Below are 23,004 nucleotides of genomic sequence, written 5' to 3' on the forward strand. Positions count from 1 at the left end.
GTCAGTCCTTGCGCGGCTGGCGCAGCACCTGGAGGCTGCGCGACGTGACCGCCACGATGGCCCCTGCGGGCCAGTGCTCGTCGGGGAAGGGCTCGTCGCGGGGCGTCTCGTCGCTGGTGTCGAGCACCGTGATCCACGACTCGCCGAACTCGGCCCCGGGCAGCGTGAAGGTCATGTCCTCGTGGTGGGCGTTGATCAGCAGCAGGAACGAGTCGTCGACGATGCGCTCGCCGCGCGGCCCCGGCTCGGTGATGGCCGAGCCGTTCAGGTAGGCGCCCATCGCCCTGGCATAGCCGGTCTGCCAGTCTCCCGCGGTCATCTCGGTGCCCGCGGGGGTGAGCCACACCAGGTCGCGCCTGCCTTCGGTGCTGCCGCGGAAGAAGCGGCGGCGCTGGAAGACCGGGTGGCGGCGGCGCAGCCTCGAGAGCGTGCGCACGAAGTCGAGCATGCCGGACTCGAGCCCGATCCTGGACCAGTCGATCCAGGTGAGCTCGTTGTCCTGGCAGTAGCCGTTGTTGTTGCCGCGCTGGGTGCGTCCGAGCTCGTCGCCATGGGAGAGCATGGGGATGCCCTGCGACAGGAACAGGGTCGCCAGGAGGTTGCGGCGCTGGCGTTCGCGCAGCCGTACGATCTCGGGGTCCTCCACGGGCCCCTCGGCGCCGCAGTTCCACGAGCGGTTGTCGTCGGTGCCGTCGCGGTTGTCCTCGCCGTTGTCGATGTTGTGCTTGCGGTCGTAGGAGACCAGGTCGGTGAGGGTGAAGCCGTCGTGGCAGGTGACGAAGTTGATCGAGGCGACCGGGCGGCGGCCGCTGGAGGCGTACAGGTCGGAGGAGCCCGACAGCCGGGAGGCGAACTCCGGCAGGACGGCGTGGCCGCGCCAGAAGTCGCGCACCGCGTCTCGGTACTTGCCGTTCCACTCGGTCCACAGGGGCGGGAAGTTGCCGACCTGGTAGCCGCCCGGGCCGACGTCCCACGGCTCGGCGATCAGCTTGACCTGCGAGATCACCGGATCCTGCTGGATGAGGTCGAAGAAGGCGCTCAGCCGGTCGACGTCGTGCAGCTCGCGGGCGAGCGCGGCGGCCAGGTCGAAGCGGAAGCCGTCGACGTGCATGTCGAGCACCCAGTAACGCAGGGAGTCCATGATGAGCTGCAGCGCGTGCGGGCTTCTGACGTTGAGGGAGTTTCCGCAGCCGGTGTAGTCGAGGTAGTAGCGCCGGTCGCCGTCGTGCAGCCGGTAGTAGGCGTGGTTGTCGATGCCGCGGAAGCCCAGCGTCGGCCCCATGTGGTCGCCCTCGGCGGTGTGGTTGTAGACCACGTCGAGGATGACCTCGATGCCCGCCTCGTGCAGCGCCCGCACCATGGCCTTGAACTCCAGCACCTGCTGGCCGCGCGTGCCCGCGCTGGAGTAGGCGCCGTGCGGGGCCAGGTAGGCCATCGTATTGTAGCCCCAGTAGTTGGTCAGGCCGCGGGCCACCAGGAAGTGTTCGGGCACGAAGTGGTGGACGGGCATCAGCTCGACGGCGGTGACGCCCATCGACAGCAGGTGGTCGATGATCGCCGGGTGGCCGACGCCGGCATAGGTGCCGCGCTGCTCGGCGGGCACGGCCGGATGGCGCATCGTCAGCCCGCGCACGTGCGCCTCGTAGATCACGGTCTGGTGGTACGGCGTACGCGGCGGCCGGTCGTTGCCCCACTCGAAGAAGGGGTTGATCACCACGTTCTTCGGCATGTAGGGAGCGCTGTCGACAGAGTTGATCTTGTCAGGATCGGTGAAGTAGTAGGGGAAGACCGCCTCGTTCCACACCAGGTCGCCGTCGATCGCCTTGGCGTAGGGGTCGAGCAGGAGCTTGGCGGGGTTGCAGCGTTTGCCGCGCGAGGGCTCGTAGGGCCCGTGCACGCGGTAGCCGTAGCGCTGGCCGGGCACGATGCCGGGGAAGTAGCCGTGCCACACGAAGCCGTCGACCTCGGGCAGGTCGAGGCGCTCCTCGCTGCCGTCGTCGTGAAACAGGCACAGCTCGACCCGCTCGGCGACCTCGGAGAAGATGGAGAAACTGGTTCCCACACCGTCCCACGTGCCGCCGAGTGGATACGGTTCGCCCGGCCATACCTCTCGCATGCGTCCCGATTGTCTCATGCGAGAGGCACGGCGGGGAGAGTGGATCAGCTCAGCAGTTCGGCGTTGAGCGTGATGGTGGTGCCGGTCAGCGCCTTGCTGACCGGGCAGTTCGCCTTGGCGGTCTCGGCCGCCTCCTGGAACTGCTCGGCGGTGATGCCGGGCACGTGACCCTTGACGCTGATCACGATGCCGGTGATGCCCTCGCCCGGCTGGAAGGTCACGTCCGCGCGGGTCTCCAGCGACTGCGGCGGGGTGCCGGCGCCGTTGAGGCCGTGCGAGAGCGCCATGGAGAAGCAGGAGGAGTGAGCCGCCGCGATGAGCTCCTCGGGCGAGGTCTTGCCGTTGGCCGCCTCGGCGCGCGAGGGCCAGGACACGTCGAAGGTGCCGACCCCGGAGGAGTCGAGCGAGACGGTGCCGGAACCGTCGAGCAGGGCGCCCTTCCACTGGGTGGTGGCGGTGCGAGTCGTCGCCATGCCGATATCCCTTTCAATCGCTGATGCTCTTCAGCACCGAACATATCGCGGGCGTGCGGGCACGATCGTCAGCGCCCGGCCAATAAAACTAACCACGTGGTAGGTTTTGCCCATGAATGACACCTTTCTGTGGGGTGCGGCCGGAAGCGCGCATCAGACCGAGGGCAACAACGTCTCCAGCGACCTGTGGGCGCTGGAGAACTCCGCCGGCGGCCCCTTCCCCGAGCGCAGCGGCGACGCCTGCGACGCCTACCACCGCTGGCCCGAGGACCTCGACCTCCTGCGCGAGCTCGGGTTCGACGCCTACCGGTTCAGCGTGGAGTGGGCGCGGGTGGAGCCGGAGGAGGGCCGGTTCTCGAAGGCGGCCCTGGGCCACTACCGGCGGATCGTCGAGGGCTGCCTGGAGCGCGGGCTCACCCCCGTCGTCACGCTGCACCACTTCACCAGCCCCCGCTGGTTCAAGGGCTGGAAGGGCGGCGCGGACCGGTTCCGCGCCTACGCCGAGGCGGTGGTGCCGATCCTGGAGGGCGTCGAGTGGGTGTGCACCATCAACGAGCCCAACCTCGTGGCGATGGTGTCGAGCCTGCGTGAGGGCGGCGGGGGAGTGGCGGGAGCCATGCCCGCCCCCGACCCGGCGATGACCGAGGCCCTGATCGAGGCGCACCGGGCGGCCCGCGAGGTACTGGCGGGGTTCAGGTCGGGCTGGACCATCGCCAACCAGAACTTCGAGGCGCTGCCGGGTGCCGAGGCCGAGCGCGACGCCTGGGCGCGCCCGCGCGAGGACGTCTTCATCGAGGCCGCGCGCGGCGACGACTTCATCGGCGTGCAGGCCTACACCCGTGTCCTGGTCGGCACGGGCGGCGCCCTGCCCGTGGCCGGCGACTGCCGCAAGACGCTCACGGGCTGGGAGTACTACCCGGCGGCGCTCGGCAACGCCGTGCGTTACACCGCCGCTAAGGCGCCGGGCGTGCCGATCCTGGTCACCGAGAACGGCATCGCCACCACCGACGACGCCGAGCGGATCGAGTACACCGGCCAGGCGCTCGACGGCCTGCGCGCGGCCATGGCCGAGGGCGCCGACGTGCGCGGCTACCTGCACTGGTCGCTGCTCGACAACTACGAGTGGGGCTCCTACCGGCCCACCTTCGGCCTGGTGGAGGTGGACCGGGACAGCTTCGCGCGTACGGCTAAGCCGAGCGCCCGCTGGCTGGGGAGCCGGCGCATCTAGCCACCAGCGCGTCGACGACCTCGGCGCTCAGCCCGATGCCGAACGTGCGGAACTTGATCAGTGGCACGCCGTAGGCCATCCCGAGCAGCGCGGGACCGGCCTCGGCCAGCCACGGCACGTGCTCGGCCATGAGCTCGCGCAGCACCGGCCCGCCCACGGGGTGGGCCAGCCACTCGCCCAGCGTGGACATCCGGGTCAGCTCGGCGGTGTGACCGTCGCCCTCGACGGCCAGCTCCCCGGTGAGCCGGATGTCGCGGGAGGAGGCGCCGACCTCGACCGTCACGGTCCCCGCCTCCACCGCCCAGCCGCCGCGCGAGACCGACCAGGAGGCCAGGTCGCGCTCGGTCACCTCGAAGGCGACGGTCGCCGACTCTCCGGGCTCCAGACCGACCTTGGCGAAGCCGCGCAGCTCGTGGCGCGGCCGGTCGCCCTGGAAGCCCAGGTAGAGCTGGACCACCTCGTGGGCGAACCGCTCGCCGGTGTTGGTGACGGTCGCCTCCACCCGCCTGCCGTCCACGACGAGGCCGGAGTAGGCGAAACGCGAGTAGGTCAGGCCGTGGCCGAACGGGTAGGCCACGGGAACGTCGGCAGAGTCGTAGTGGCGGTAACCGACGTAGCGGCCCTCGCCGTAGCGCACCACCCCGTCGGAACCGGGGAAGTGCAGGTAGGAGGGCACGTCCTGCAGCCGCAGCGGGATCGTCTCGGTGAGCCTGCCCGACGGGCTGCACACGCCGGTCAGCAGGTCGGCCAGCGCGGAGCCGCCCGCCTGGCCCAGCAGCCAGCCCTCCAGGATCGCCGTGGCGTGCTCCTGCCAGCCCGACACCGACACCACGCCGCCGTTGGAGAGCACCACGACCGTCCTGGGACAGGCACAGGACACCGCCCGCAGCAGGTCGAGCTGGTCGGCGGGCAGGTCGATGGTGGTGCGGTCGAAGCCCTCCGACTCCAGGGGCTCGGGCAGGCCGAGGAAGAGCACGGCCACCTCGTGGCGGGCGGCCAGCTCCACGGCCTCGGCGACGAGCCCCGCGTCGGCCTGGCCGTCAAGCCGGTATCCGGCGGCGAAACCAGGGCTCCCCAGAGCCTCCAGGGCGTTGTCGAGCCTGGTCGGCACCACGTGCGAGCTGCCGCCGCCCTGGTAGCGGGGCGTGCGTGCCAGCTCGCCGACCACACAGAAGCCGCCGGTCAGCGGCAGCACGTCGCCCTCGTTCTTCAGCAGCACGGCCGAGGCGCGTGCGGCCTCGCGGGCCAGTTCGTGGTGGGCGCCGGTGTCCCAGCCGTCGAAGCGCAGGCGGGCCGACACGCGCTCGGCGAGCCGTACGAGCCGTTCCACGCTCTCGTCGAGGACCTTCTCGTCGAGCCGTCCCGAGCGCACCGCCTCGGCGATCTCGTCGTCGGTGCCGGTGGGCGGCATCTCCAGGTCCAGGCCCGCCTCCAGGGCGGCGACCCGGTCGTTGACGGCGCCCCAGTCGCTCATGACCAGGCCGTCGAAGCCCCACTCCTCGCGCAGCACCGTGGTGAGCAGCCACCGGTGGTGGGAGGCGTAGACCCCGTTGATCTTGTTGTAGGCCGACATGACCGCGTACGGCCTGGCCGTACGGACGATGTGCTCGAAGGCGCTCAGGTAGATCTCGCGCAGCGTGCGCTCGTCGACCTCGGCGCTGACGCGCATGCGGTCGGTCTCCTGGTTGTTGACCGCGAAGTGCTTCACGCACGCGCCGACGCCCACGGACTGGATGCCGGTCACCAGGGCCGCGCCGAGGGCGCCGGTGACGTGCGGGTCCTCGGAGAAGTACTCGAAGTTGCGCCCGCACAGCGGCGAGCGCTTGATGTTGATGCCGGGCCCGAGCAGCACGTCCACGCCCAGCGCCGAGGCCTCGCGGCCCAGGGCGGCACCGACCCGGGTGGCCAGCTCGACGTCCCACGACGAGCCCAGCGCGACGGCGGGCGGGAAGCAGGTGGCGGGGACGCTCTTGCGCAGCGCGAGCGCGTCGCCCTCGGCCTGCGCCTGCCTGCGCAGGCCGTGCGGGCCGTCCGACAGGGTCAGCGCGGGCACCAGCCCTTCGGCGGCGGTGGTGTGCCAGGTATCGCTGCCCGAGGTGAGGGCGGCCCTGTCGTCGAGTGAGGTCATTCCAGGTCCAATCCGAGCTGGGCGAAGAAGGCCACGACCGAGGCGCGCATGTCGACCTCGGCCGGGTCGAGCAGCCACTGCGTCTGCAGCCCGTCCACCAGGGCGAGCAGTTGCTGGGCGACGGCGCCGGGGTCGTGCTTGAGCGGCGGGTCGTGCTGCTCGAACAGGACGGCGAGCAGCCGCGCCGTGCGCCTGCGCAGCCGCCGGTACCGCTCGACGAAGTAGTCGTGGGCGGGGTGGCCGGGGTCGGCGGCCTCTCCCGAGACCTTGACGAACAGGCCGACGAGTCCGGGGGTCTCGGCGTTGTGCGCGATCTGGTCGAGGTGGCGCACGACGATCTCGGCGGGGCCGAGCTCGCTGGCGTGGGCGGAGGCCAGCACCTGCTGGGCGGCAAGCTCCTCGCGCCGGGTGAGCACCTGGATCAGCAGCTCGTCCTTGCCGGGGAAGTGGTGGAGCAGCCCGGCATGGGTCATGCCCGCGTGCGCGGCGATGTCGCGCAGCGAGACGGCGTGGAAGCCCGAGCGGGAGAACAGCTCCATGGCTGAGTCGAGGATGCGGGCGCGGGTGCGCTCGCCCTTGGTGCCCCGGCGGGGTGTCGGCTCGTTCACAGGGCAAACCTACCACTTGGTAGAAAGCGACTTCCCAGCAAATCTACCAGGTGGTAGGTTTCGCGGAATGAAGCGAACAGCCGCGTTTTTGCCCCTCCTCGCCCTGCTCGCGGCCTGCTCGGGCACGCCGAGCCAGCCGGGCGCACCGGCGGAGAAGTCCCTGGCCATCGCCACCATGACGCTGCCGCAGAGCCTCGACCCGAAGGACGCCAACGGCAGCGCGCTGCCGTTCTTCCAGGCCGTGTACGACACGCTCGTCAAGCGCGAGCCCGACGGCACCTTCAGCCCGATGCTCGCCACCGGGTGGACCTACGACGCCGCCATGACCGAGCTCAAGCTCACGCTCCGCGCCGACGTGACCTTCGACGACGGCAGCCCCTTCGACGCCGCCGCGGTCAAGGCCAACATGGAGCGCTTCGTCAAGGGCGGCGGCGCGCAGGCCAAGACGCTCAACGACGTCAAGACGATCGAGGTGGTCGACGCCACCCACGTCACCCTCAAGCTCGCCCAGCCCAACCCCGCGCTGCTGTACTACCTCAGCGACGCGGCGGGCCTCATGGCCAACCCGGCCGACTTCGCCAAGGGCGAGCAGCTCAAGACCCAGCCGGGCGGCACCGGACCCTACGAGCTCGACCAGGGCCAGACCGTCATCGGCACCAAGTGGGTCTTCAAGCGCACCGCCAAGTACTGGGGCACGCGCCTGCCGTACGACACCGTCTCGATCAGCTACTTCGACAACGAGACCGCCATCGTCAACGGCATCAGGACCAAGCAGCTCAACGCCGCCCTCATCCAGGACGCCGACCAGCAGATCGCCGTCGAGGGCGCCGCCGGCGTCAAGACCGTCAAGCAGGACTTCGACTTCCAGGGCATCCTGCTCTTCGACCGCGCGGGCATGGTCACCCCCCGCCTGAAGGACCCGGCGGTGCGCCAGGGACTCAACCACGCGATCGACCGCCAGACCATGCTCGACAAGATCCGCCAGGGCCGCGGCCAGATCACCGGCCAGGTCTTCGGCCCCGCCACCAAGGGCTACCTGCCCGAGCTCGACACCTTCTACGGCTTCGACCAGGCCAAGGCGCGCGAGCTGATCAAGGAGCCGTTCGAGCTGAAGCTGCCCCGCATCCCCGCCATCGTCTCCGACGCCCTGGCCGCCTCCCTCCAGACCGACCTCGCGGCCGTCGGCGTCAAGCTCGTCTGGGAGGACGTGGACGCGGGCTCGGCCATCCAGAAGATCTTCCGCGACCGGGCCTACTCCGGGATGGTCATGAACATGGGCCAGTCGCCCGCCGACTGGGTCGTCGTGGGCGAGCTGGTCCTGCCCGGCGCCTTCAACATGTTCGGCTACAGCGACGACACGGTGAAGAAGCTGCTGCCGAAGATCCAGGCCAAGGGCGAGCAGGCCGACCTGCAGGCGCTCAACCGCCACCTCGTCGAGGACGGCTGGTTCCTGCCCTTCTACCGGATGACCTACCTGCACGTCTCCGACGGCAGCGTCACCATCACCCCGCAGGACGGCATGGCCGTGCCGTCGATCTACAACTACGCCCCGGCCGGATGACCGGCTTCGTCGTCCGCAGGGTGGCGGCGGGCGCGGCCCTGGCCCTGGTGATCTCGATGCTCTCCTACACACTGCTGTCCATCCCGCACATCGACGTGGCCCGCCAGCTGCTCGGCCAGGGCGCGGCCCAGGAGCTCGTCGACGCCAAGAACGCCGCGCTCGGCCTCGACCGGCCCGCGCTCGTGCAGTACCTCGACTGGCTGGCGGCAGCCGTACGCGGGGACTTCGGCACCTCCTGGTTCACCAGCGAGAACGTGCTGCGGGCCATCGCCAACCGGCTGCCGGTCACGCTCAGCCTGATGGCCGGCGTCACCCTGGTCACCGCCCTGCTGTCGCTCCTGCTCGGCCTCTGGGCCGGGGTACGGCGGGGCCGGGTCGACCGGTTCGTCCAGATCCTCGCCGTCACCGGCTACGCCCTGCCCGGCTTCCTGGTCACCCTCGTCATGGTCTGGCTCTTCGCGGTCGAGCTCGGCTGGTTCCCCGCGATCGGCTACATCGGGCTGGAGGAGTCGTTCACCGGCTGGCTGTCGACCGTCACGCTGCCGATCCTGGCGCTGTCGGTCGGCTCCGTCGCGGGCGTGGCCCAGCAGGTGCGCGGCTCGGTCATCGACGTGCTGCGCCAGGACTACGTGCGCACCCTGCGCGCCCGCGGGCTGCCGCCGCGGCGCATCATCCTGCGCCACGTGCTGCGCAACGCCGCCGCGCCCGCCCTGTCGGTGCTCGGCATGCAGTTCGTCGGCCTGCTCGGCGGCGCCGTCCTGGTGGAGCAGATCTTCGGCCTGCCCGGCATCGGCAGCATGACCGTCGGCTACACCACCCGGGGCGACATCCCGATCATCATGGCGCTCGTCATGATCTCGGTCATCGGAGTGATCGTCATCAACCTCCTCGTCGACATCCTGATCGGCTGGCTCAACCCGAAGGCGAGGCTGCGATGAAGTGGATCTCCGGGCTCGTGCTCGGCCTCATCGTGCTGGCCGTCCTGCTCGCCCCCGTGATCAGCCCGGCGGGACCCGACGTGTCCAGCCTGCGCCACGCCTTCGAAGGGCCCGCGCCCGGCCACCCGCTCGGCTTCGACTCCGCCGGGCGCGACATCCTGGCCAGGCTCCTGTACGGCGGGCAGAACACCCTCGGCGGCGCCCTCATCGCCCTGCTCGTCGCCCTGGCGCTCGGCATCCCGTCCGGGCTGCTGGCCGGCTACTACGGCGGCTGGTTCGACGCCGCCGCGGGCTGGCTGGTCAACCTCGTGATGGCCCTGCCCGCCATGGTCGTGCTGCTGGCGTCCCGCGCCATCCTCGGCTCCACGGTCTGGGTGCTCATGGTGGTGCTCGGCTTCCTCATCGCGCCCAGCTTCCACCGCCTCGTGCGCGGCATCGTGGCGGGCGTGCGCGGCGAGCTGTACGTGGACGCCGCCCGCGTGTCAGGGCTGAGCGACGCCCGCATCATCTGGCGTCACGTGCTCATCGTGGTCCGCGCGCCGATCATCATCCAGATCGCGCTCGTCGCGGGCATCGCCATCGGGCTGCAGGCGGGGCTCGAGTTCCTCGGCATCGGCAGCGGCGACACGCCGACCTGGGGGGCGATGCTCAACGAGGCGTTCAAGAACATGCAGCGCGATCCGGTGCTCATGCTCTGGCCGGGACTCGCGCTCGGCCTCACCAGCGGGGCGCTCGTCCTGCTCGCGGCGGGGCTGCGCGACACGCTGGAGGACCCCGGCTCGCGGCCGCGCACGGTCACCCCGGCGGTACCCACGGCGGTCACTCCGGCGGTCACCCCGGCCGCACCCACGGCCGGACCCGGCGAGCGCGCGGCGCTGCTGTCGGTGCGTGACCTGGCCGTCGCCTACCCCTCGGGCGAGGTCGTGCACAACGTCGGGCTCGACGTGCACGCGGGCGAGATCCTCGGCCTGGTCGGCGAATCGGGCTCCGGCAAGACCCAGACCGCCTTCTCCATCCTCGGCATCCTGCCCGAGACCGGCAGGGTCAGCAGAGGGAGCATCACCGTCGACGGCACCGAGATCGTCGGCCTGCCCGAGAAACGGCACCGGGAGCTGCGCGGCACCGTCGTCGCCTACATCCCGCAGGAGCCCATGAGCAACCTCGACCCCGCCTTCACCGTGGGCAGCCAGCTCGTCGAGCCGATGCGGGTGAAACTGCGGCTCGGCCGGGCGCAAGCCGTACGGAAGGCCCTCGACCTGCTCTCCCTCGTCGAGATCCGCGACCCGCGCCGGGTCTTCGACTCCTACCCGCACGAGATCTCCGGCGGCATGGCCCAGCGCGTGCTCATCGCCGGAGCGATGTCGTGCGAGCCGAAGCTGCTCATCGCCGACGAGCCCACCACCGCGCTCGACGTACGCGTGCAGGCCGAGGTGCTCGGGCTGCTGCGCAGGCTGCAGCGCGACAACGGCCTCGGCGTGCTCCTGGTCACCCACAACCTGGGCGTCGTGGCCGACCTGTGCGACCGGGTGGCGGTGATGCGCGAGGGCCGCATCGTCGAGACCGGTACGGCCCGGCAGGTGCTCCACACGCCCCGCGATCCCTACACCCGCATGCTGCTCGACGCGGTGCTGCCGCTGGAGGTCACGTGAACGCCCTGCTCACCGTCGAGGACCTGCGGGTCTCCTACCCCGGACGAGGCTGGCGCGCACCGCGCACCCAGGTGCTGCGCGGGATCGACCTGTCGGTGGCGCCCGGCGAGACGCTCGGGCTGGTGGGGGAGTCGGGCTCGGGCAAGACCACCGTCGGCCGGGCCGTCCTGGGCCTGGTCCCCGTCGAGTCGGGCACGATCACGTTCGGCGGCGAGCGCATCGAGCACGCACCCCGGCGCCGCCGCCGCGAGCTCGCCCGCGACCTCCAGGTGATCTTCCAGGACCCGTACACGTCGCTGAACCCCTCGCGCACCGTCGGCGACACCCTGGCCGAGCCGCTCCTCGGGATGCCCGGCGCCCGCGCCAGGGTGGCCACGCTGCTCGAACGGGTGCACCTGCCCGCCGACGCGGCCTCACGGCTGCCACGGGAGTTCTCCGGCGGCCAGCGCCAGCGGGTGGCCATCGCCCGCGCGCTGGCCATCGGCCCCCGGCTGATCGTCTGCGACGAACCGGTCTCCGCACTCGACCTGACCACCCAGAAGACCGTGCTCGACCTGCTGCGGGAGATCCAGGAGCAGACCGGGGTGTCCTATCTGTTCGTCTCCCACGACCTGGCCGTGGTGCGCTTCGTCAGCGACCGGATCGCCGTGCTGCGCGACGGCAGGATCGTGGAGGAGCTCGGGGCGCGCGGCGAGCCGGCGCACCCCTACACCCGCTCCCTGCTGCTGGCCGCGCCCGTCGCGGACGTGGCCGAGCAGCGGGCGCGGCGTCAGGCGTTCATGTCGCTCGACCTGAAGTAGGCCTCCCAGCCCAGGGCCCGCCACAGCGCGGGGTGGCTCCCGACCCGGTCTCGGTAGTCGTCCCACGTGGTGGGCCCGGCCGTCCATGCCTTCTCCGCGATCGCGCTCAGCCGGGGCAGCAGCAGGAAGGCCAGGTCGTCGAAGCCCTTGACGCTCTCGCACCACACGGCCGCCTCCACCCCCGCCAGGCGGGCGCCCTCGGGGATCTCCTCCAGCGTCCCCGGCATCCAGTCGAACGACTCCCGGCAACTGCGCAGGGTGTAGGCGGGCATGCCGGGACGCTCGCCGTTCTGCGCCGGGTCCGCCGACTCCTCGGCGTAGCGGCGGTCCAGGTAGAGCACGCTGCTCGGGGAGGCGAGGATCCACGCGCCCTGGGCGACCGCGTCGGGGGTGTCCTGCGGCGAGCGGGCGAACGACTCGGCCACGACGCCGAGCAGCGGGTGGTACTCCTCCGGGACCTGCTCGCGCATCTTCTCCGCGTCGAACTCGTCGCCCCTGCCCACCCAGCACTGCACGACGTCCTGCGGCAGGAGGCTGCCCGACCTGGCCGCCTCCTGCCAGGCGACGACCCGCTTGCCCGCCTTGCGCGCCCTGGCGAGCGCCTCCGTCATGAACGCGGCGTACAGCTCGTGCGGCATGCCGAACGCCTCGTCGCCGCCCAGATGCAGCCACCGGCCCGGCGTCGCCGCGATGACGTCCTCCACGAACCCCATGGCCCTGGCCGGGTCCAGGTGGCCGAGCATCGGATGCGGGCGCTCGCCGAGCTCCGGATAGGCCGACAACACCGCCTGCGTGTGACCCGGCATGTCCAGCTCGGGCACGATCGTGACGAACCGCTCGGCCGCGTAGCCGACGAGCTCCTGATAGTCGGCGACCGTGTAATGCTGGCGGCCCTCGCCGTTGCGCGAACCCGCGCCGCCCGGCCAGTGGGCGGGATCGGTCAGCTCCGGCATGCCGGGGATCTCCAGGCGCCAGGCCTGGCTGTCGCTCAGGTGCAGGTGCAGGACGTTGAACTTGTACAGCGCCAGCAGATCCACCACCCGCTTCACCTGCTCGACGGGGAAGAACCGGCGCACCACGTCGAGCGACAGGCCGCGCCACGCGTAGGCGGGCGCGTCACGGACGTGGATGCCGGGCACGCCCCCGGCCAGCAACTGGGCGTAGGTGGTGGCGCCACGGAACAACCCGGCGGGCGTCGGCGCGGTGACCGTGACGCCGCCGTGCTCGCCGGTGACCAGCTCGTAGCCCTCCGCCTGGCCGAGGGGGTCGAGGCCCTGGGGAGGGGGCTGGTCGACGGGGGCGCGCACGAACCGCAGGTCGGGATCGTCGCCGGTGATCTCCGTACGCGTGCCGTACAGCTTGGTGATCAGGTCGGCGGCGGCCCCGGCGACCGGGTCGGGGGAGATGCGGATGACCTCGCCTGGAGGTGATCCGCCGGGACGCGGGGTGCTCAGGAGCGGCAGGGGGACGAGCGACACAGGAGCCTCCAATTTTCTACCAGTTGGTAGAAAATCGCGATTGGTCATCCATGTCAACTTTTCCGGCGAATAGTGACATGCTCGGACCGTGGCGTCAGCGGATCACTCTGGGAGTGTGGTGCCAGTGGAGGCGCCCTACGACGACCGCCTGCTGCACCAGCGCGTGGTCGGCGGGGACGACACCGCCCTCGGCGAGGTCTACGACCGCTTCGCCGCCCTCATCTACGGCCTGGCCGTCCGCGTCACACGCGACCGTGTCGTCGCCGAGGACATCACCCAGGAGGTCTTCCTCACCTTCTGGGAACGGCCCCTGGCCTACGACCCCGGCAAGGGAACGCTCAGGGCCTGGCTGGCCACCATCGCCCACCGGCGCGCCGTCGACCACGTGCGCACCGAGGAACGCCGCCGCGTCTCCAGCCTCGGGCCCCGGCTCTTCGAACCCGAACCCGAACGGCTGGAAGACGGCGTGCTCGCCGCCGACGAGGCGAAGAGAGTACGGCAGGCGGTCACCAAACTGCCCGACACGCTGCGGGAGGCGGTGCAGCTCGCCTACTTCGGCGGGCGCACCTACCGGCAGGTGGGGGAGGAGTTAGGGGTGCCAGAGGGCACCGCCAAGTCGCGGATACGGATGGCATTGAGAAGACTGGCCGAGGAACTGGCCGAGGAGGAGGTGTGATGGACCCGGTCGAGCGTCTCTACCTGGACGCGCTGCTCGAGGCGGCCGACCCGGACCCCGCCCCCACGGACGAGTCCCCGCCTGACCCGGCCACCCACCCCGACGGCCACCCGCTCCCTGGAGGTCACCCGCTCCCCGGGGGTCACCCGCTCCCCGGGGGTCACCCGCTCCCCGGGGGTCACCCGCTCCCTGGAGGTCACCCGCTCCCCGGGGGGAACTCCCTCCGCCTCCAGCTTCTCGCCGGAGCCCGCGCCCGCCGCCGCCCCGCCGAACGCACCGCCGCCTGGGCCGAGCCGTACGCCGGCCGCGTCGCCGCCATGGACGCCCTCCTCGGCGCCGCCGTCGACGACGACTGGAACCGCGTCATCGTCGAAGGCTGGACCCTCCAGGAACTCATCGCCCACCTCGCGGCCAAGGACGGCCTGCTCGCCGCCTCCGTCGGCGCCCCCGTCCTCGGCCCGCCCCTGGGCGCCGTCGACGCCCTCGGCCGCACCGCCGACGTCCAGGCCTACGAACGCACCCGCAGCCCGGAACAGACCCGCCGCGACTGGCGCGCCCAGGCCGACGCCCTGTGCCGCCACCTGTCCACCCTCCCGCGCGACACCCCCGCCACCGTCGACGGCCTCGACGCCCCCGTCGGCGACCACGTGCTCGGCCGCATGCTGGAAACCTGGGTCCACACCGACGACGCCGCCCGCGTCGCCGCCCTCCGCCTGCCCCGCCCGATCGGCGCCCACATCCACCCCGCCGCCGACCTGTGCGCCCGCCTCCTGCCCTGGACCATGCTCATGTCCGGCATCGACGGCAGCGGCCGCGTCCTCGGCCTCCACCTCACCGGCGACGGCGGCGGCGACTGGACCATGCCCCTCGGCATCTCCGACCCCGCCGCCACCCGCCCCCCGGACGCCCACATCACCGCCGACGTCGTCGACTTCTGCTTCCTCCTCGGCCGGGCCGGCGAACTGGACCGCTTCTCGGCGGAGCTGGAAGGCGACCTCGAACTGGCCCGCGAAGTCATCCGCACCGCCCCGGCCCTCTCCGGCCCCTGAAGGCACGGGCCTGCGGCACCCGGGCGCTCCGCGCCAGTCGCGCCTCCGGGCTCCCCTCCTTTGGGGGGCCGAGCCCCCCAAGACCCCCAGCCGGGGGCCTGCCGGCCCCCGGACCCCCGTGTCGTCGCCGTCGTCGAGGGCGGACGCCGATGGGGCCATCCGCTCGAAAGAGGCGACCAGCCCATGGAACTCATCACCAAAGCGGTCCAACGGGCCGGGGAGGGCGACCTCGGCCACGCGTGGCGGCTGGTGACGAAGGCCGCACAGAATGAGCGGACCGGCCGGGAGCTGGGTTTCACCATTGGTGACGTCGCACGACGTGGTCGAGCGGAGGATCGGCTCGGACCTGCTGGGCTGCCTGGTGCACACCGATGAATCGCTGCCCGGCCGGGTCCTGACCGCCGGCCTGGACCTGATCGGATCGGAGACCGACCACCCGGTCCAGGCCGCGATCACACGTGCCCTCGACTGCACCGGCAATAGACGAGCCGTGCCGGATGGGCCGAGCCGACGGTCACGAGTGAGTGCCGTCGGCTCGGCTCCCTCACCACTTCACGCAGCCGTGCACCCGAACCCGGAAGCCACCGCCGAGTCTCCGCCGCCCCGGCTCACCTGGAACCCGAACGACGTCGACCCCGACGCCCCCACTGTCCCGTTGTGGGCCACGTTCCGTGCCGTCACCACCGACCCCGACACCGTGAACGCCGCGTTCCACGACCCGCTGATCGTCTGCCCGGCCGGGAGGGTGAAGGTCACCGTCCACCCGCTGATCGCCGAGGTCCCCGGGTTGGCCACGGCCACCTGCATCACGTACCCCCCGCCCCACTGGCTCTGCACCACCGGCGACGCGGTGCACCCGCCGCCTGTGCCGCCGCCGGAGGTGGTGACCGTCACCGTGGCGGATCGGGGTGAGCGGTTGCCGGCCGCGTCCCTGGCGTAGACGGCGAAGGTGTAGGGGGTGTTCGCCGTCAGGCCGGACACGGTCGTGGATGTCGAAGTGGCGTTCGCGGCGGCGGTCTCGGTGCCGCCCTGCACCCGCACGACCTCGTACCCGCTGACCCCGACGTTGTCGCTCGCGGCCGCCCACGACAGCTTCACGGAGCTCGCCGTGACCTCGGACGACGCCGGTGTGCCGGGAGCGGTGGGCGGGGTGGTGTCCTCCGGTTCGGAGGAGTAGGTCAGCCCGAACCCGTACGGGAACAGCGCCTGCTTGCCGTCGCCGTCGTTGATGGGTTGCTGGGAGGCGCTGGTCATCCAGGTGACGGGCAGCTTCCCGGTCGGGGGCACCCGGCCGAACAGCACGTCCGCGACGCCCTGCCCCTCGGTGCCCGGCAGCCACGCGGCGACCAGGGCGCGCCAGTCGGGCAGGTGCGACGAGATCTCCAGCGGCCGTCCCGACACCAGCACCACGATGACGGGCACCCCGGAGGCGCGCAGGGTGTTGAGCGTCTGCTGGTCCTCGGAGTCGAGGCCCATGGATCCGGTCCGGTCGCCGCGTCCCTCGGCGTACGGGGTCTCGCCGATGACGGCGATCGCGGCGCGGTAGGTGCCGTCGATGCCGGAGCCGGTCCGGTCGTAGGTGACGGTCGTGGACGAGTCGACGGTGGCGCGGATGCCCTGCAGGATCGTGGTGCCGGGCGTGATCGGCCCGGACGATCCCTGCCACGACACCGTCCAGCCGCCGCTCTGGTTGCCGATGTCGTCGGCGCTCTTGCCGGCGACGAAGATCTTGCCGCCCGCCGTGGCCAGCGGCAGGATGCCGCCGCTGTTCTTCAGCAGGACCTGCGACTTGGCGACCGCCTCCCTGGCGATGGCGCGGTGGGCGGCGCTGCCGACGGAGCCGGTGAGGGAGCGGTCGGTGAGGGGCTTCTCGAACAGGCCGTACTCGAACTTCTTGGTGAGGATGCGGCGGTTGGCGTCGTCGATCCTGGTCGTCGCCACGCGCCCGGCCTGGACCTCGGTGCGCAGCAGGCTGATGAACGACTTCCACGATTCGGGGGCCATCACCATGTCGACGCCGGCGTTGACGGCGGTGCGCACGTCGGTGGCCGACAGGCCGGTGGCGCCGTCGATCTGGTCGACGCCGTTCCAGTCGGAGACCACGAATCCGCCGAAGCCGAGTTCCGTTTTGAGCAGGTCGGTGACGAGGTAGCGGTGGCCGTGCAGCTTGGCGCCGTTCCAGCTGCTGTAGGAGAGCATGACGGAGGCGACCCCGCGCTCGACCGCCTGTCTGAACGGCGGCAGGTGGATGGCGCGCAGCTCGGTCTCCGGCAGGTCGGTGTTGCCCTGGTCGGTGCCGTTGGTGGTGCCGCCGTCGCCGAGGTAGTGCTTGGCGGTGGCCAGGACGCGGGCGCCGCCCTCCTGGAGGCCGGTGATGTACGTGGTCATCGAGGAGGCGATCTCGGGCTTCTCGCCGAACGACTCGTAGGTGCGGCCCCAGCGGTCGTTGCGGGCGACGCACACGCAGGGCGCGAAGTTCCAGTCGACGCCGGTGCCGGCGACCTCCCTGGCGACGGCGCCGCCGATGCGCCCGACGAGCTCGGGGTCGCGGGTGGCGCCCAGGCCGATGTTGTGCGGGAAGATCGTCGCGCCGACCACGTTGTTGTGGCCGTGCACGGCGTCGGAGCCGTAGAGGAGCGGGATGCCGAGCGGGGCGGCGATCGCGGCACGCTGGAAGGCGTCGTACATGTCGGCCCAGGAGCTCGCGGTGTTGGGCGAGGGGGCCGAGCCGCCGCCCGAGAGCACGGAGCCGAGGCGGTAGGAGGTGATCTCGCCGGCCGAGACGAAGCCGCGCTCGGCCTGCGTCATCTGGCCGAGCTTGTCGTCGAGGCTCATGCGGGAGAGCAGGTCGGCGACCCGCGTGGGCACGGGCAGGCTCGGGTCCTGGTACGGCAGAGCCGCTACGGCGGCGGTGCCGATGGGCGGTGCCGCGGCGACCGCGGGCCAGGGGAGGAACAGCCCTGCCATGAGCAGGCAGAGCACGAGCAGAGTGGATCGCACGGTCGCCCCTTACGGACGGAGGGTGAGAGTTTGGGAGCGCTCCCACTGCCGGACTGTAAGCCGCGGCCGAGGTCCTGCAAACCTCCGAACCCCCGGCCTCGCCCGCACGCCGCGAAACGGATGAAACTTTCAGCCTCGTGCCCCAGGTCAGCCCCGGACGCCGCCGCCCGTTCATTGCCTCCTCCGGACCCGCGACCACACCATGACCGCGTTTCTGCGGAAGGCGAAAGGCGAACAACCTCATGGAACGAGCTCCGGCCTACAGGCGGATGCTGACGGGCATGGTCGGTGTGGCGGTGGCGGCCGCGAGCGCCGCCGTCGCGCTGACCCTCTCGGCACCGGCCACGGCCGACACCGGCACCGGCTACCTGCGCACCTCCGGCAACAAGATCGTGGACAGCACCGGCACCACGGTCCGCCTGACCGGCATCAACTGGTTCGGGATGGAGACCGACAACAAGACCTTCCACGGCCTGTGGTCGAGCGCGACGTGGCGGGCGCAGATCGACAAGATGGCCTCGCTCGGCTACAACACGCTGCGCGTGCCGTACTCCAACGACGCCCTGAAGCCGGGCGCCACGGCCTCCGGGATCAACGACTTCGTCAACCCCGACCTCGTCGGCCTCTCGCCCCTGCAGATCCTCGACAAGGTCATCGACTACGCGGGCGACAAGGGCATGCGGGTCATCCTCGACCGGCACCGGCCGACCGCCGCGGGCCAGTCGGCGCTCTGGTACGTCGCGGCCACACCCGAGACGACCTGGATCAACGACTGGAAGGCGCTCGCCCAGCGCTACGCGGGCAACACCACGGTGATCGGCGCCGACCTGCACAACGAGCCGCACGCCGAGGGCACCAACCCCAACGCCACCGGCGCCTGCTGGGGTTGCGGCGACCCGGCGCGTGACTGGCGCCTGGCCGCGGAGCGGGCGGGCAACGCGGTGCTGTCGGTCAACCCGAACTGGCTGATCTTCGTCGAGGGTGTGAGCTGCCCGAGCGGCGGGCTGTCCAACGTGTGGGACGGCGACACGTCCAACGACGAGGACTGCGGCTGGTGGGGTGGCAACCTGAGCAAGGCGGGGCAGTTCCCCGTGAGACTCAGCGTGCCCAACCGCCTGGTCTACTCGCCGCACGACTACGCCACCTCGGTCTACCGGCAGACCTGGTTCGACGCCCCGAACTACCCGGCCAACCTGCCGGCGATCTGGGACAAGTACTGGGGCTACCTGTACAAGCAGAACATCGCCCCGATCATGCTCGGCGAGTTCGGCACCACCCTCACCGCGAACGTCGACAAGGTCTGGCTCCAGGAACTGATGAAGTACCTGGGCACCGGTGTCAACGGCATGTCGTTCACGTACTGGTCGTGGAACCCCAACTCCGGCGACACGGGCGGCATTGCCAAGGACGACTGGATCTCCATCAACCAGGACAAGCAGGACATTCTCCAGCCCTACCTGATCCCGCCGTCCGGCGACCCCGACCCGGACCCGACCGGCACCTCGTCGCCCACACCGACCGGGCCCGTCCCCGGCACGTGCACCTTCGCCTACAAGATCACCAACAGCTGGCAGGGCGGTTTCCAGGGCGAGATGGCCGTCACCAACAGCGGCACGTCGAGCATCGCCAACTGGACCGCGCAGTGGACCATGCCCGCGGGCGTGACCCTGAACAACGCCTGGAACGCCACGGTCACCACGTCGGGCTCCACCTGGACGGCCAAGGGGCCCGGCTGGGCGCCGAACCTCGCGCCCGGCCAGAGCGTCACCGTCGGCTTCACGGCCAACGGGCCCTCCTCCGGCCAGCCGACCGGCGCGGCCTGCTCCTGACGAGCATCGAGGCGGTACGGCAGGCGGGCCGCCTGCCGTACCCCACGGTCTGTCAGCAGGTCAGGTTGCCACCGGGGGTGACCCCGAGGATCTGCGTGAACTGCTGGTACTTGGCGACCCTGCTCTGCACCTGGGCGGGGTTGCCGCCGTTGCACTCCAGTGCGCCGTTGATGCTGCGGATCGTCTCACCGAAGCCGTACCCGTTGACGATGGCGTTGTGCGGCGTCATCGTGCCGGGGCCGTTCTGGGTCATCCAGTACCAGATCGCCGTCTTCCAGGCCACCGAGGCGTCCTGCTGCACCAGCCACGGGTTGGTCAGCAGCGGTAGCCCGAGCGCGTCGCCCGCGGCCTTGTAGTTGAAGTTCCAGCTCAGCTGGATCGGCCCGCGCCCGTAGTAGGCGGCCTGGCCGGCCGGGCAGCCGTAGGACTGGGTGGCGTCGCAGTAGTGCGGGTAGTTGGCGGTGTTCTGCTCGACGATGTGCACCAGGCCGCCGGTCTCGTGGCTGACGTTGGCCAGGAACGCCGCGGCCTCCTGCTTGCGCACCGTGTCGCTGCCCGTCTTGGCGAAGGCCGGGTAGGCCGACAGGGCGGCGGTCAGGCCGCTGTAGGTGTAGAAGGAGTTCCGGCTCGGGAACATCTGGTTGAACTGGGCCTCGCTGACGACGAAGCCGGAGGGGTCGGGCGGGTTCGTGGGCGTCGGAGTGCCTCCTCCCGAGCAGGTGTAGGGGTCCCAGAACCAGTGGCTGATCACCGGGTCGTATCCGGGGTTGGCGTGGACGGCGATGTAGTGGTTGCCGTCGGTGTAGCGCACGATGGCGCCGACGTTGTACTGCGTGCCCGCCACCCAGTTCGGGTAGTTGCAGGTGGTTCCGCCGCCACCTCCGCCGCCGGTGCAGGCGCCGTCGTCGCGCCAGACCTGGGCGCCGCCCGGGGTCTCGCCCTGGGTCCACCACTTGGCGGTGTAGTTGCGGCCGTTGTGCGAGGCCTGCATGCCGCCGGTGTAGACCGCCGAGGAGCTCCAGGCGGTGGCGCATGCGGCGGCCTGTGCCGCGGTCATCGGCAGCACCGTCAGCATGGCGAGCGCCAGCAGGGCGGTGGTGACTAAGGCGTAGATGCTCTTCACCCGACCACTCCTTTAGGAAAGTTTCCTAAGAATTAGCGCGAGTGAGTGGCCCTGACAAGGCCCAAAAGCCCCCGCCCGGCGACCGGGCGGGGGCCTCGCTCACGTCAGCGTCGCCTGCGCATCGACCGCCAGGCCCCTGGCGTACTCGTCGTCGCTCTCGGCCAGCACCCGCTTGACCCCGAGCTCGGCGCGCCGGTCGCCGCGCTGGGCCAGCCCGCGCGTGGCCTCGGCCACCGTGTGCAGGTCCTCGTCGTCGAGCCTGGCGGCCAGCGCCTCGCGCACCTCGGGCGTGTCGACGTCGAGCCCGGCCAGCCCGGCCGTGGCCCAGTCGCGCACCTCGTCCTCCTCGTCGGTGGTCATCTCGACGAGGATGGCCAGGCCCTCGGCGTTGCCTGGCGGCAGCACGTCGGCCAGGGCGATGGCGTCGGTCATCGTCCGGCGGTGACCGGGGCGGCCGATGATGTCGAGCACCTGCGGCAGGGCCCGTGGGTCGCCCTGGTGGCCGAGCGCGGCCAGCACCGAGCGCAGCACCTGGGGGTTGCCCTCGGTGGTGGCCATCTTCTGCAGCAGCGGCAGCGTGCGCTCCACGTACGGCTTCTCGCCGTCCTCCTCCACGCCGAACTGGGCGATCGCGTCGACGCCGAACTCGCGCTCGCGGGCGTCCTCGCTCACGCACAATGCGGCCAGTTCCTCGTAGGTCGCCTCGTCGCCGCGCCTGGACAGGGAGTCGGCGACCACCCACCAGGTCTCGGCGTCCTCGTCGGTGTCGCGGTGCGCCAGCGCGCGGGCGACCAGCTGGGCGACGGGGGAGACGACGCCCGTGGCGTCCTCGAGCAGGGTGGTGATCGCGGCGTGGCCGCGCTGCGCCTGGACCTGCTCGCTCTCCTCGCTGTCGGGTGCGCGTCCCGCCACGGTGACCAGCTCGGTGCCGTCCTTGGCGAACTGCCTGGCCACGACGTACTCCCAGCCGTCCTGCCCGATCTGGTCGAGCAGGGCGCTCTCCAGGTGCACGCCCACCCAGTCGGCGGCGATGTCGAGCGGGCTGTCGCCGTCTCCGTCGTAGGCCTGCGGGTCGGCGCCGGCGTCGAGCAGCACCCGCACCACGCCCAGCGCGCCGCGGCGGGCGGCGAGGGTGAGCGCGGTGTCGCCGCCGGTGTTGGCGGCGGCCACCGAGGCGCCCGCGTCGATCAGGGCCTGGGCGGCGTCGGCGTTGCCGTTGGCCGCGGCCCACAGCAGCGGCTGCCAGCCGTCGGCCTCCGTGCCGTTGACGTCGGCGCCCGCCTCGATCAGGCGGTTGATCACGTCCACCCGGTCCCACGCGGCCGCCGCGCACAACGGCAGACCCTCCGGCCCGGCCTGGCCGGGGTCGGCGCCCCGGTTGAGCAGGTCGGCCACGGTCGCCACATCGCCGTCGAGCGCGGCCCGGTAGAGCTCTTCCTCATACATGACAGCGACCCTAGCTTGGCCGGTGAACAGTTCGTCGCATGACACAAGTCCTCCCTTCGGAGGACCCGCAAAGGCCCCGAAACGCGATATGTTGCGTTTATGAGTGAAGTACGGGCTTCCGATGCCGAGCGCGAGGCCGTCGTCGAACAGCTCAAGCAGGCCTCCGTCGACGGGCGCCTGACGCTGGTCGAGCTGACCGAACGCACCGAGGCCGCCTACACCGCGGCCACCCAGGCCCAGCTCGCCCTGCTGACCCAGGACCTGCCGGCGGCCGGAGCCCGTGCGCCGCTGCCGCAGGCGAGCGGGGCGCCGGTACGCAAGCGCCGCTGGTACGTGGCGATCATGGGCGACACCAAACGCCGCGGCAAGTGGCGCATCGAGAGCGAGCTCGGCGCGTGCGCCGTGATGGGCGACGTCGTCCTCGACCTGCGCGAGGCCGAGGTCCGCGGCAACACGGTCGACATCGTGGCCACCGCGGTGATGGGCGACGTCAAGATCATCGTCCCCGACGGGGTCGACGTCGACCTCGAAGGCATCGCCATCATGGGCGACAAGAAGACCAACGTCGTCGAGGCCCCTCCCGGCATGGACGTCCCCGTGGTCAGGGTCAAGGCCTACGCGATCATGGGTGACGTGCGCATCATCGGCGACTCCAAGGCCGAGCCGATCAAGCGCGCCCTGTCGGGCTGGCGCGAACACTGGCGCGAGCTGATGGGCGGCGACGGCCACTCCGGCAGCTGGCAGTCGGGGGGCTGGCAGTCGGGCGGCTGGCGCCAGGGCGACGGCCACTACGGCATCGGGCGCCGCTACTCCGACGACTGACCGAACCTCCTTCCACGCGGCGTGCAACATCCCGCGGGGCCTCGGGCGTAGTTCCCAGTGAGCATCCCCGAGCCGAACAG

Annotated in this window: 17 protein-coding genes; 9 read left to right on the top strand and 8 right to left on the bottom strand. The window is 71.3% G+C overall.

Annotation, left to right across the window (positions count from 1 at the left end):
• Position 1 precedes the first annotated feature (1 nt).
• The gene (glgX, locus tag HNR30_RS29310; RefSeq protein WP_181613293.1) at positions 2–2,116 is read right to left on the bottom strand and encodes a glycogen debranching protein GlgX; all 2,115 of its coding nucleotides are present in this window, start codon (positions 2,114–2,116) and stop codon (positions 2–4) included.
• Between the two features lie 44 nt (positions 2,117–2,160).
• Complete coding sequence (locus HNR30_RS29315) at positions 2,161–2,589, bottom strand: OsmC family protein (protein ID WP_181613294.1); 429 nt, start codon at positions 2,587–2,589, stop codon at positions 2,161–2,163.
• Between the two features lie 112 nt (positions 2,590–2,701).
• On the opposite strand from HNR30_RS29315, the gene HNR30_RS29320 reads away from it, so the two are divergent.
• A complete protein-coding gene (locus HNR30_RS29320; RefSeq protein WP_181613295.1) occupies positions 2,702–3,817 on the top strand; it encodes a family 1 glycosylhydrolase in 1,116 nt (371 codons plus the stop codon).
• Here the strand turns inward: HNR30_RS29320 and HNR30_RS29325 are convergent.
• Both HNR30_RS29325 and HNR30_RS29330 read right to left on the bottom strand, forming a co-directional pair.
• On the bottom strand, positions 3,777–5,945 hold the full coding sequence (locus HNR30_RS29325; protein ID WP_181613296.1) for a glycoside hydrolase family 3 N-terminal domain-containing protein: 2,169 nt from the start codon (positions 5,943–5,945) through the stop codon (positions 3,777–3,779). The genes HNR30_RS29320 and HNR30_RS29325 overlap by 41 nt on opposite strands.
• Positions 5,942–6,553, bottom strand: a complete 612-nt coding sequence (locus HNR30_RS29330) for a TetR/AcrR family transcriptional regulator (protein ID WP_312894722.1) — start codon at positions 6,551–6,553, stop codon at positions 5,942–5,944. The genes HNR30_RS29325 and HNR30_RS29330 overlap by 4 nt, the downstream gene beginning before the upstream one ends.
• Before the next feature lie 67 nt (positions 6,554–6,620).
• On the opposite strand from HNR30_RS29330, the gene HNR30_RS29335 reads away from it, so the two are divergent.
• The 4 genes from HNR30_RS29335 to HNR30_RS29350 are packed head-to-tail and all read left to right on the top strand — an operon-like array spanning position 6,621 to position 11,501.
• The gene (locus HNR30_RS29335) at positions 6,621–8,114 is read left to right on the top strand and encodes an ABC transporter substrate-binding protein (protein WP_181613297.1); all 1,494 of its coding nucleotides are present in this window, start codon (positions 6,621–6,623) and stop codon (positions 8,112–8,114) included.
• Positions 8,111–9,052: an ABC transporter permease gene (locus HNR30_RS29340; RefSeq protein ID WP_181613298.1), complete on the top strand. Its 942-nt coding sequence runs from the start codon at positions 8,111–8,113 to the stop codon at positions 9,050–9,052. The genes HNR30_RS29335 and HNR30_RS29340 overlap by 4 nt, the downstream gene beginning before the upstream one ends.
• Positions 9,049–10,701 (top strand): dipeptide/oligopeptide/nickel ABC transporter permease/ATP-binding protein, encoded by a 1,653-nt coding sequence (locus tag HNR30_RS29345; protein WP_220134144.1) that lies wholly within the window; start codon positions 9,049–9,051, stop codon positions 10,699–10,701. The genes HNR30_RS29340 and HNR30_RS29345 overlap by 4 nt, the downstream gene beginning before the upstream one ends.
• A complete protein-coding gene (locus HNR30_RS29350) occupies positions 10,698–11,501 on the top strand; it encodes an ATP-binding cassette domain-containing protein (protein ID WP_312894723.1) in 804 nt (267 codons plus the stop codon). The genes HNR30_RS29345 and HNR30_RS29350 overlap by 4 nt, the downstream gene beginning before the upstream one ends.
• Here HNR30_RS29350 and HNR30_RS29355 read toward each other — a convergent pair.
• Positions 11,471–12,979 carry a family 20 glycosylhydrolase gene (locus HNR30_RS29355; RefSeq protein ID WP_181613300.1) on the bottom strand — a complete coding sequence of 503 codons (1,509 nt, stop codon included), beginning with the start codon at positions 12,977–12,979 and terminating at the stop codon, positions 11,471–11,473. The genes HNR30_RS29350 and HNR30_RS29355 overlap by 31 nt on opposite strands.
• Before the next feature lie 115 nt (positions 12,980–13,094).
• Between HNR30_RS29355 and HNR30_RS29360 the strand changes: the two genes are divergently transcribed.
• Together HNR30_RS29360 and HNR30_RS29365 are read left to right on the top strand one after the other, a co-directional pair.
• A complete protein-coding gene (locus tag HNR30_RS29360) occupies positions 13,095–13,655 on the top strand; it encodes a sigma-70 family RNA polymerase sigma factor (protein ID WP_181613301.1) in 561 nt (186 codons plus the stop codon).
• Positions 13,655–14,704, top strand: coding sequence for a maleylpyruvate isomerase family mycothiol-dependent enzyme (locus HNR30_RS29365; protein WP_181613302.1), 1,050 nt, complete (start codon positions 13,655–13,657; stop codon positions 14,702–14,704). The genes HNR30_RS29360 and HNR30_RS29365 overlap by 1 nt, the downstream gene beginning before the upstream one ends.
• Positions 14,705–15,256: 552 nt before the next feature.
• Here the strand turns inward: HNR30_RS29365 and HNR30_RS29370 are convergent.
• Positions 15,257–17,704, bottom strand: a complete 2,448-nt coding sequence (locus tag HNR30_RS29370) for a glycoside hydrolase family 3 N-terminal domain-containing protein (protein ID WP_312894724.1) — start codon at positions 17,702–17,704, stop codon at positions 15,257–15,259.
• A gap of 242 nt (positions 17,705–17,946) precedes the next feature.
• Here HNR30_RS29370 and HNR30_RS29375 point away from each other — a divergent pair, with 242 nt between their 5' ends.
• Positions 17,947–19,533: a cellulase family glycosylhydrolase gene (locus HNR30_RS29375; protein WP_220134145.1), complete on the top strand. Its 1,587-nt coding sequence runs from the start codon at positions 17,947–17,949 to the stop codon at positions 19,531–19,533.
• A gap of 52 nt (positions 19,534–19,585) precedes the next feature.
• Here HNR30_RS29375 and HNR30_RS29380 read toward each other — a convergent pair whose 3' ends face one another.
• Entirely contained in the window at positions 19,586–20,608 is a 1,023-nt protein-coding gene (locus HNR30_RS29380) for a glycoside hydrolase family 19 protein (RefSeq protein WP_181613906.1), read from the bottom strand.
• Between the two features lie 147 nt (positions 20,609–20,755).
• Positions 20,756–22,102 carry an ankyrin repeat domain-containing protein gene (locus tag HNR30_RS29385; RefSeq protein ID WP_181613303.1) on the bottom strand — a complete coding sequence of 449 codons (1,347 nt, stop codon included), beginning with the start codon at positions 22,100–22,102 and terminating at the stop codon, positions 20,756–20,758.
• A gap of 99 nt (positions 22,103–22,201) precedes the next feature.
• On the opposite strand from HNR30_RS29385, the gene HNR30_RS29390 reads away from it, so the two are divergent.
• Positions 22,202–22,924 carry a DUF1707 SHOCT-like domain-containing protein gene (locus HNR30_RS29390; protein WP_181613304.1) on the top strand — a complete coding sequence of 241 codons (723 nt, stop codon included), beginning with the start codon at positions 22,202–22,204 and terminating at the stop codon, positions 22,922–22,924.
• Positions 22,925–23,004: the final 80 nt, after the last annotated feature.

The sequence above is a fragment of the Nonomuraea soli genome, from assembly GCF_013761175.1.
GTDB classification, from domain to species: Bacteria; Actinomycetota; Actinomycetes; order Streptosporangiales; family Streptosporangiaceae; genus Nonomuraea; species Nonomuraea soli.

Excerpts from the sequence above, each read along its gene's own strand:
- glgX (WP_181613293.1), bottom strand. The coding sequence starts at position 2,116 with ATGCGAGAGGTATGGCCGGGCGAACCGTATCCACTCGGCGGCACGTGG.
- HNR30_RS29315 (WP_181613294.1), bottom strand. The coding sequence starts at position 2,589 with ATGGCGACGACTCGCACCGCCACCACCCAGTGGAAGGGCGCCCTGCTC.
- HNR30_RS29320 (WP_181613295.1), top strand. The coding sequence starts at position 2,702 with ATGAATGACACCTTTCTGTGGGGTGCGGCCGGAAGCGCGCATCAGACC.
- HNR30_RS29325 (WP_181613296.1), bottom strand. The coding sequence starts at position 5,945 with ATGACCTCACTCGACGACAGGGCCGCCCTCACCTCGGGCAGCGATACC.
- HNR30_RS29335 (WP_181613297.1), top strand. The coding sequence starts at position 6,621 with ATGAAGCGAACAGCCGCGTTTTTGCCCCTCCTCGCCCTGCTCGCGGCC.
- HNR30_RS29340 (WP_181613298.1), top strand. The coding sequence starts at position 8,111 with ATGACCGGCTTCGTCGTCCGCAGGGTGGCGGCGGGCGCGGCCCTGGCC.
- HNR30_RS29345 (WP_220134144.1), top strand. The coding sequence starts at position 9,049 with ATGAAGTGGATCTCCGGGCTCGTGCTCGGCCTCATCGTGCTGGCCGTC.
- HNR30_RS29365 (WP_181613302.1), top strand. The coding sequence starts at position 13,655 with ATGGACCCGGTCGAGCGTCTCTACCTGGACGCGCTGCTCGAGGCGGCC.
- HNR30_RS29375 (WP_220134145.1), top strand. The coding sequence starts at position 17,947 with ATGGAACGAGCTCCGGCCTACAGGCGGATGCTGACGGGCATGGTCGGT.
- HNR30_RS29380 (WP_181613906.1), bottom strand. The coding sequence starts at position 20,608 with ATGCTGACGGTGCTGCCGATGACCGCGGCACAGGCCGCCGCATGCGCC.
- HNR30_RS29385 (WP_181613303.1), bottom strand. The coding sequence starts at position 22,102 with ATGTATGAGGAAGAGCTCTACCGGGCCGCGCTCGACGGCGATGTGGCG.
- HNR30_RS29390 (WP_181613304.1), top strand. The coding sequence starts at position 22,202 with ATGAGTGAAGTACGGGCTTCCGATGCCGAGCGCGAGGCCGTCGTCGAA.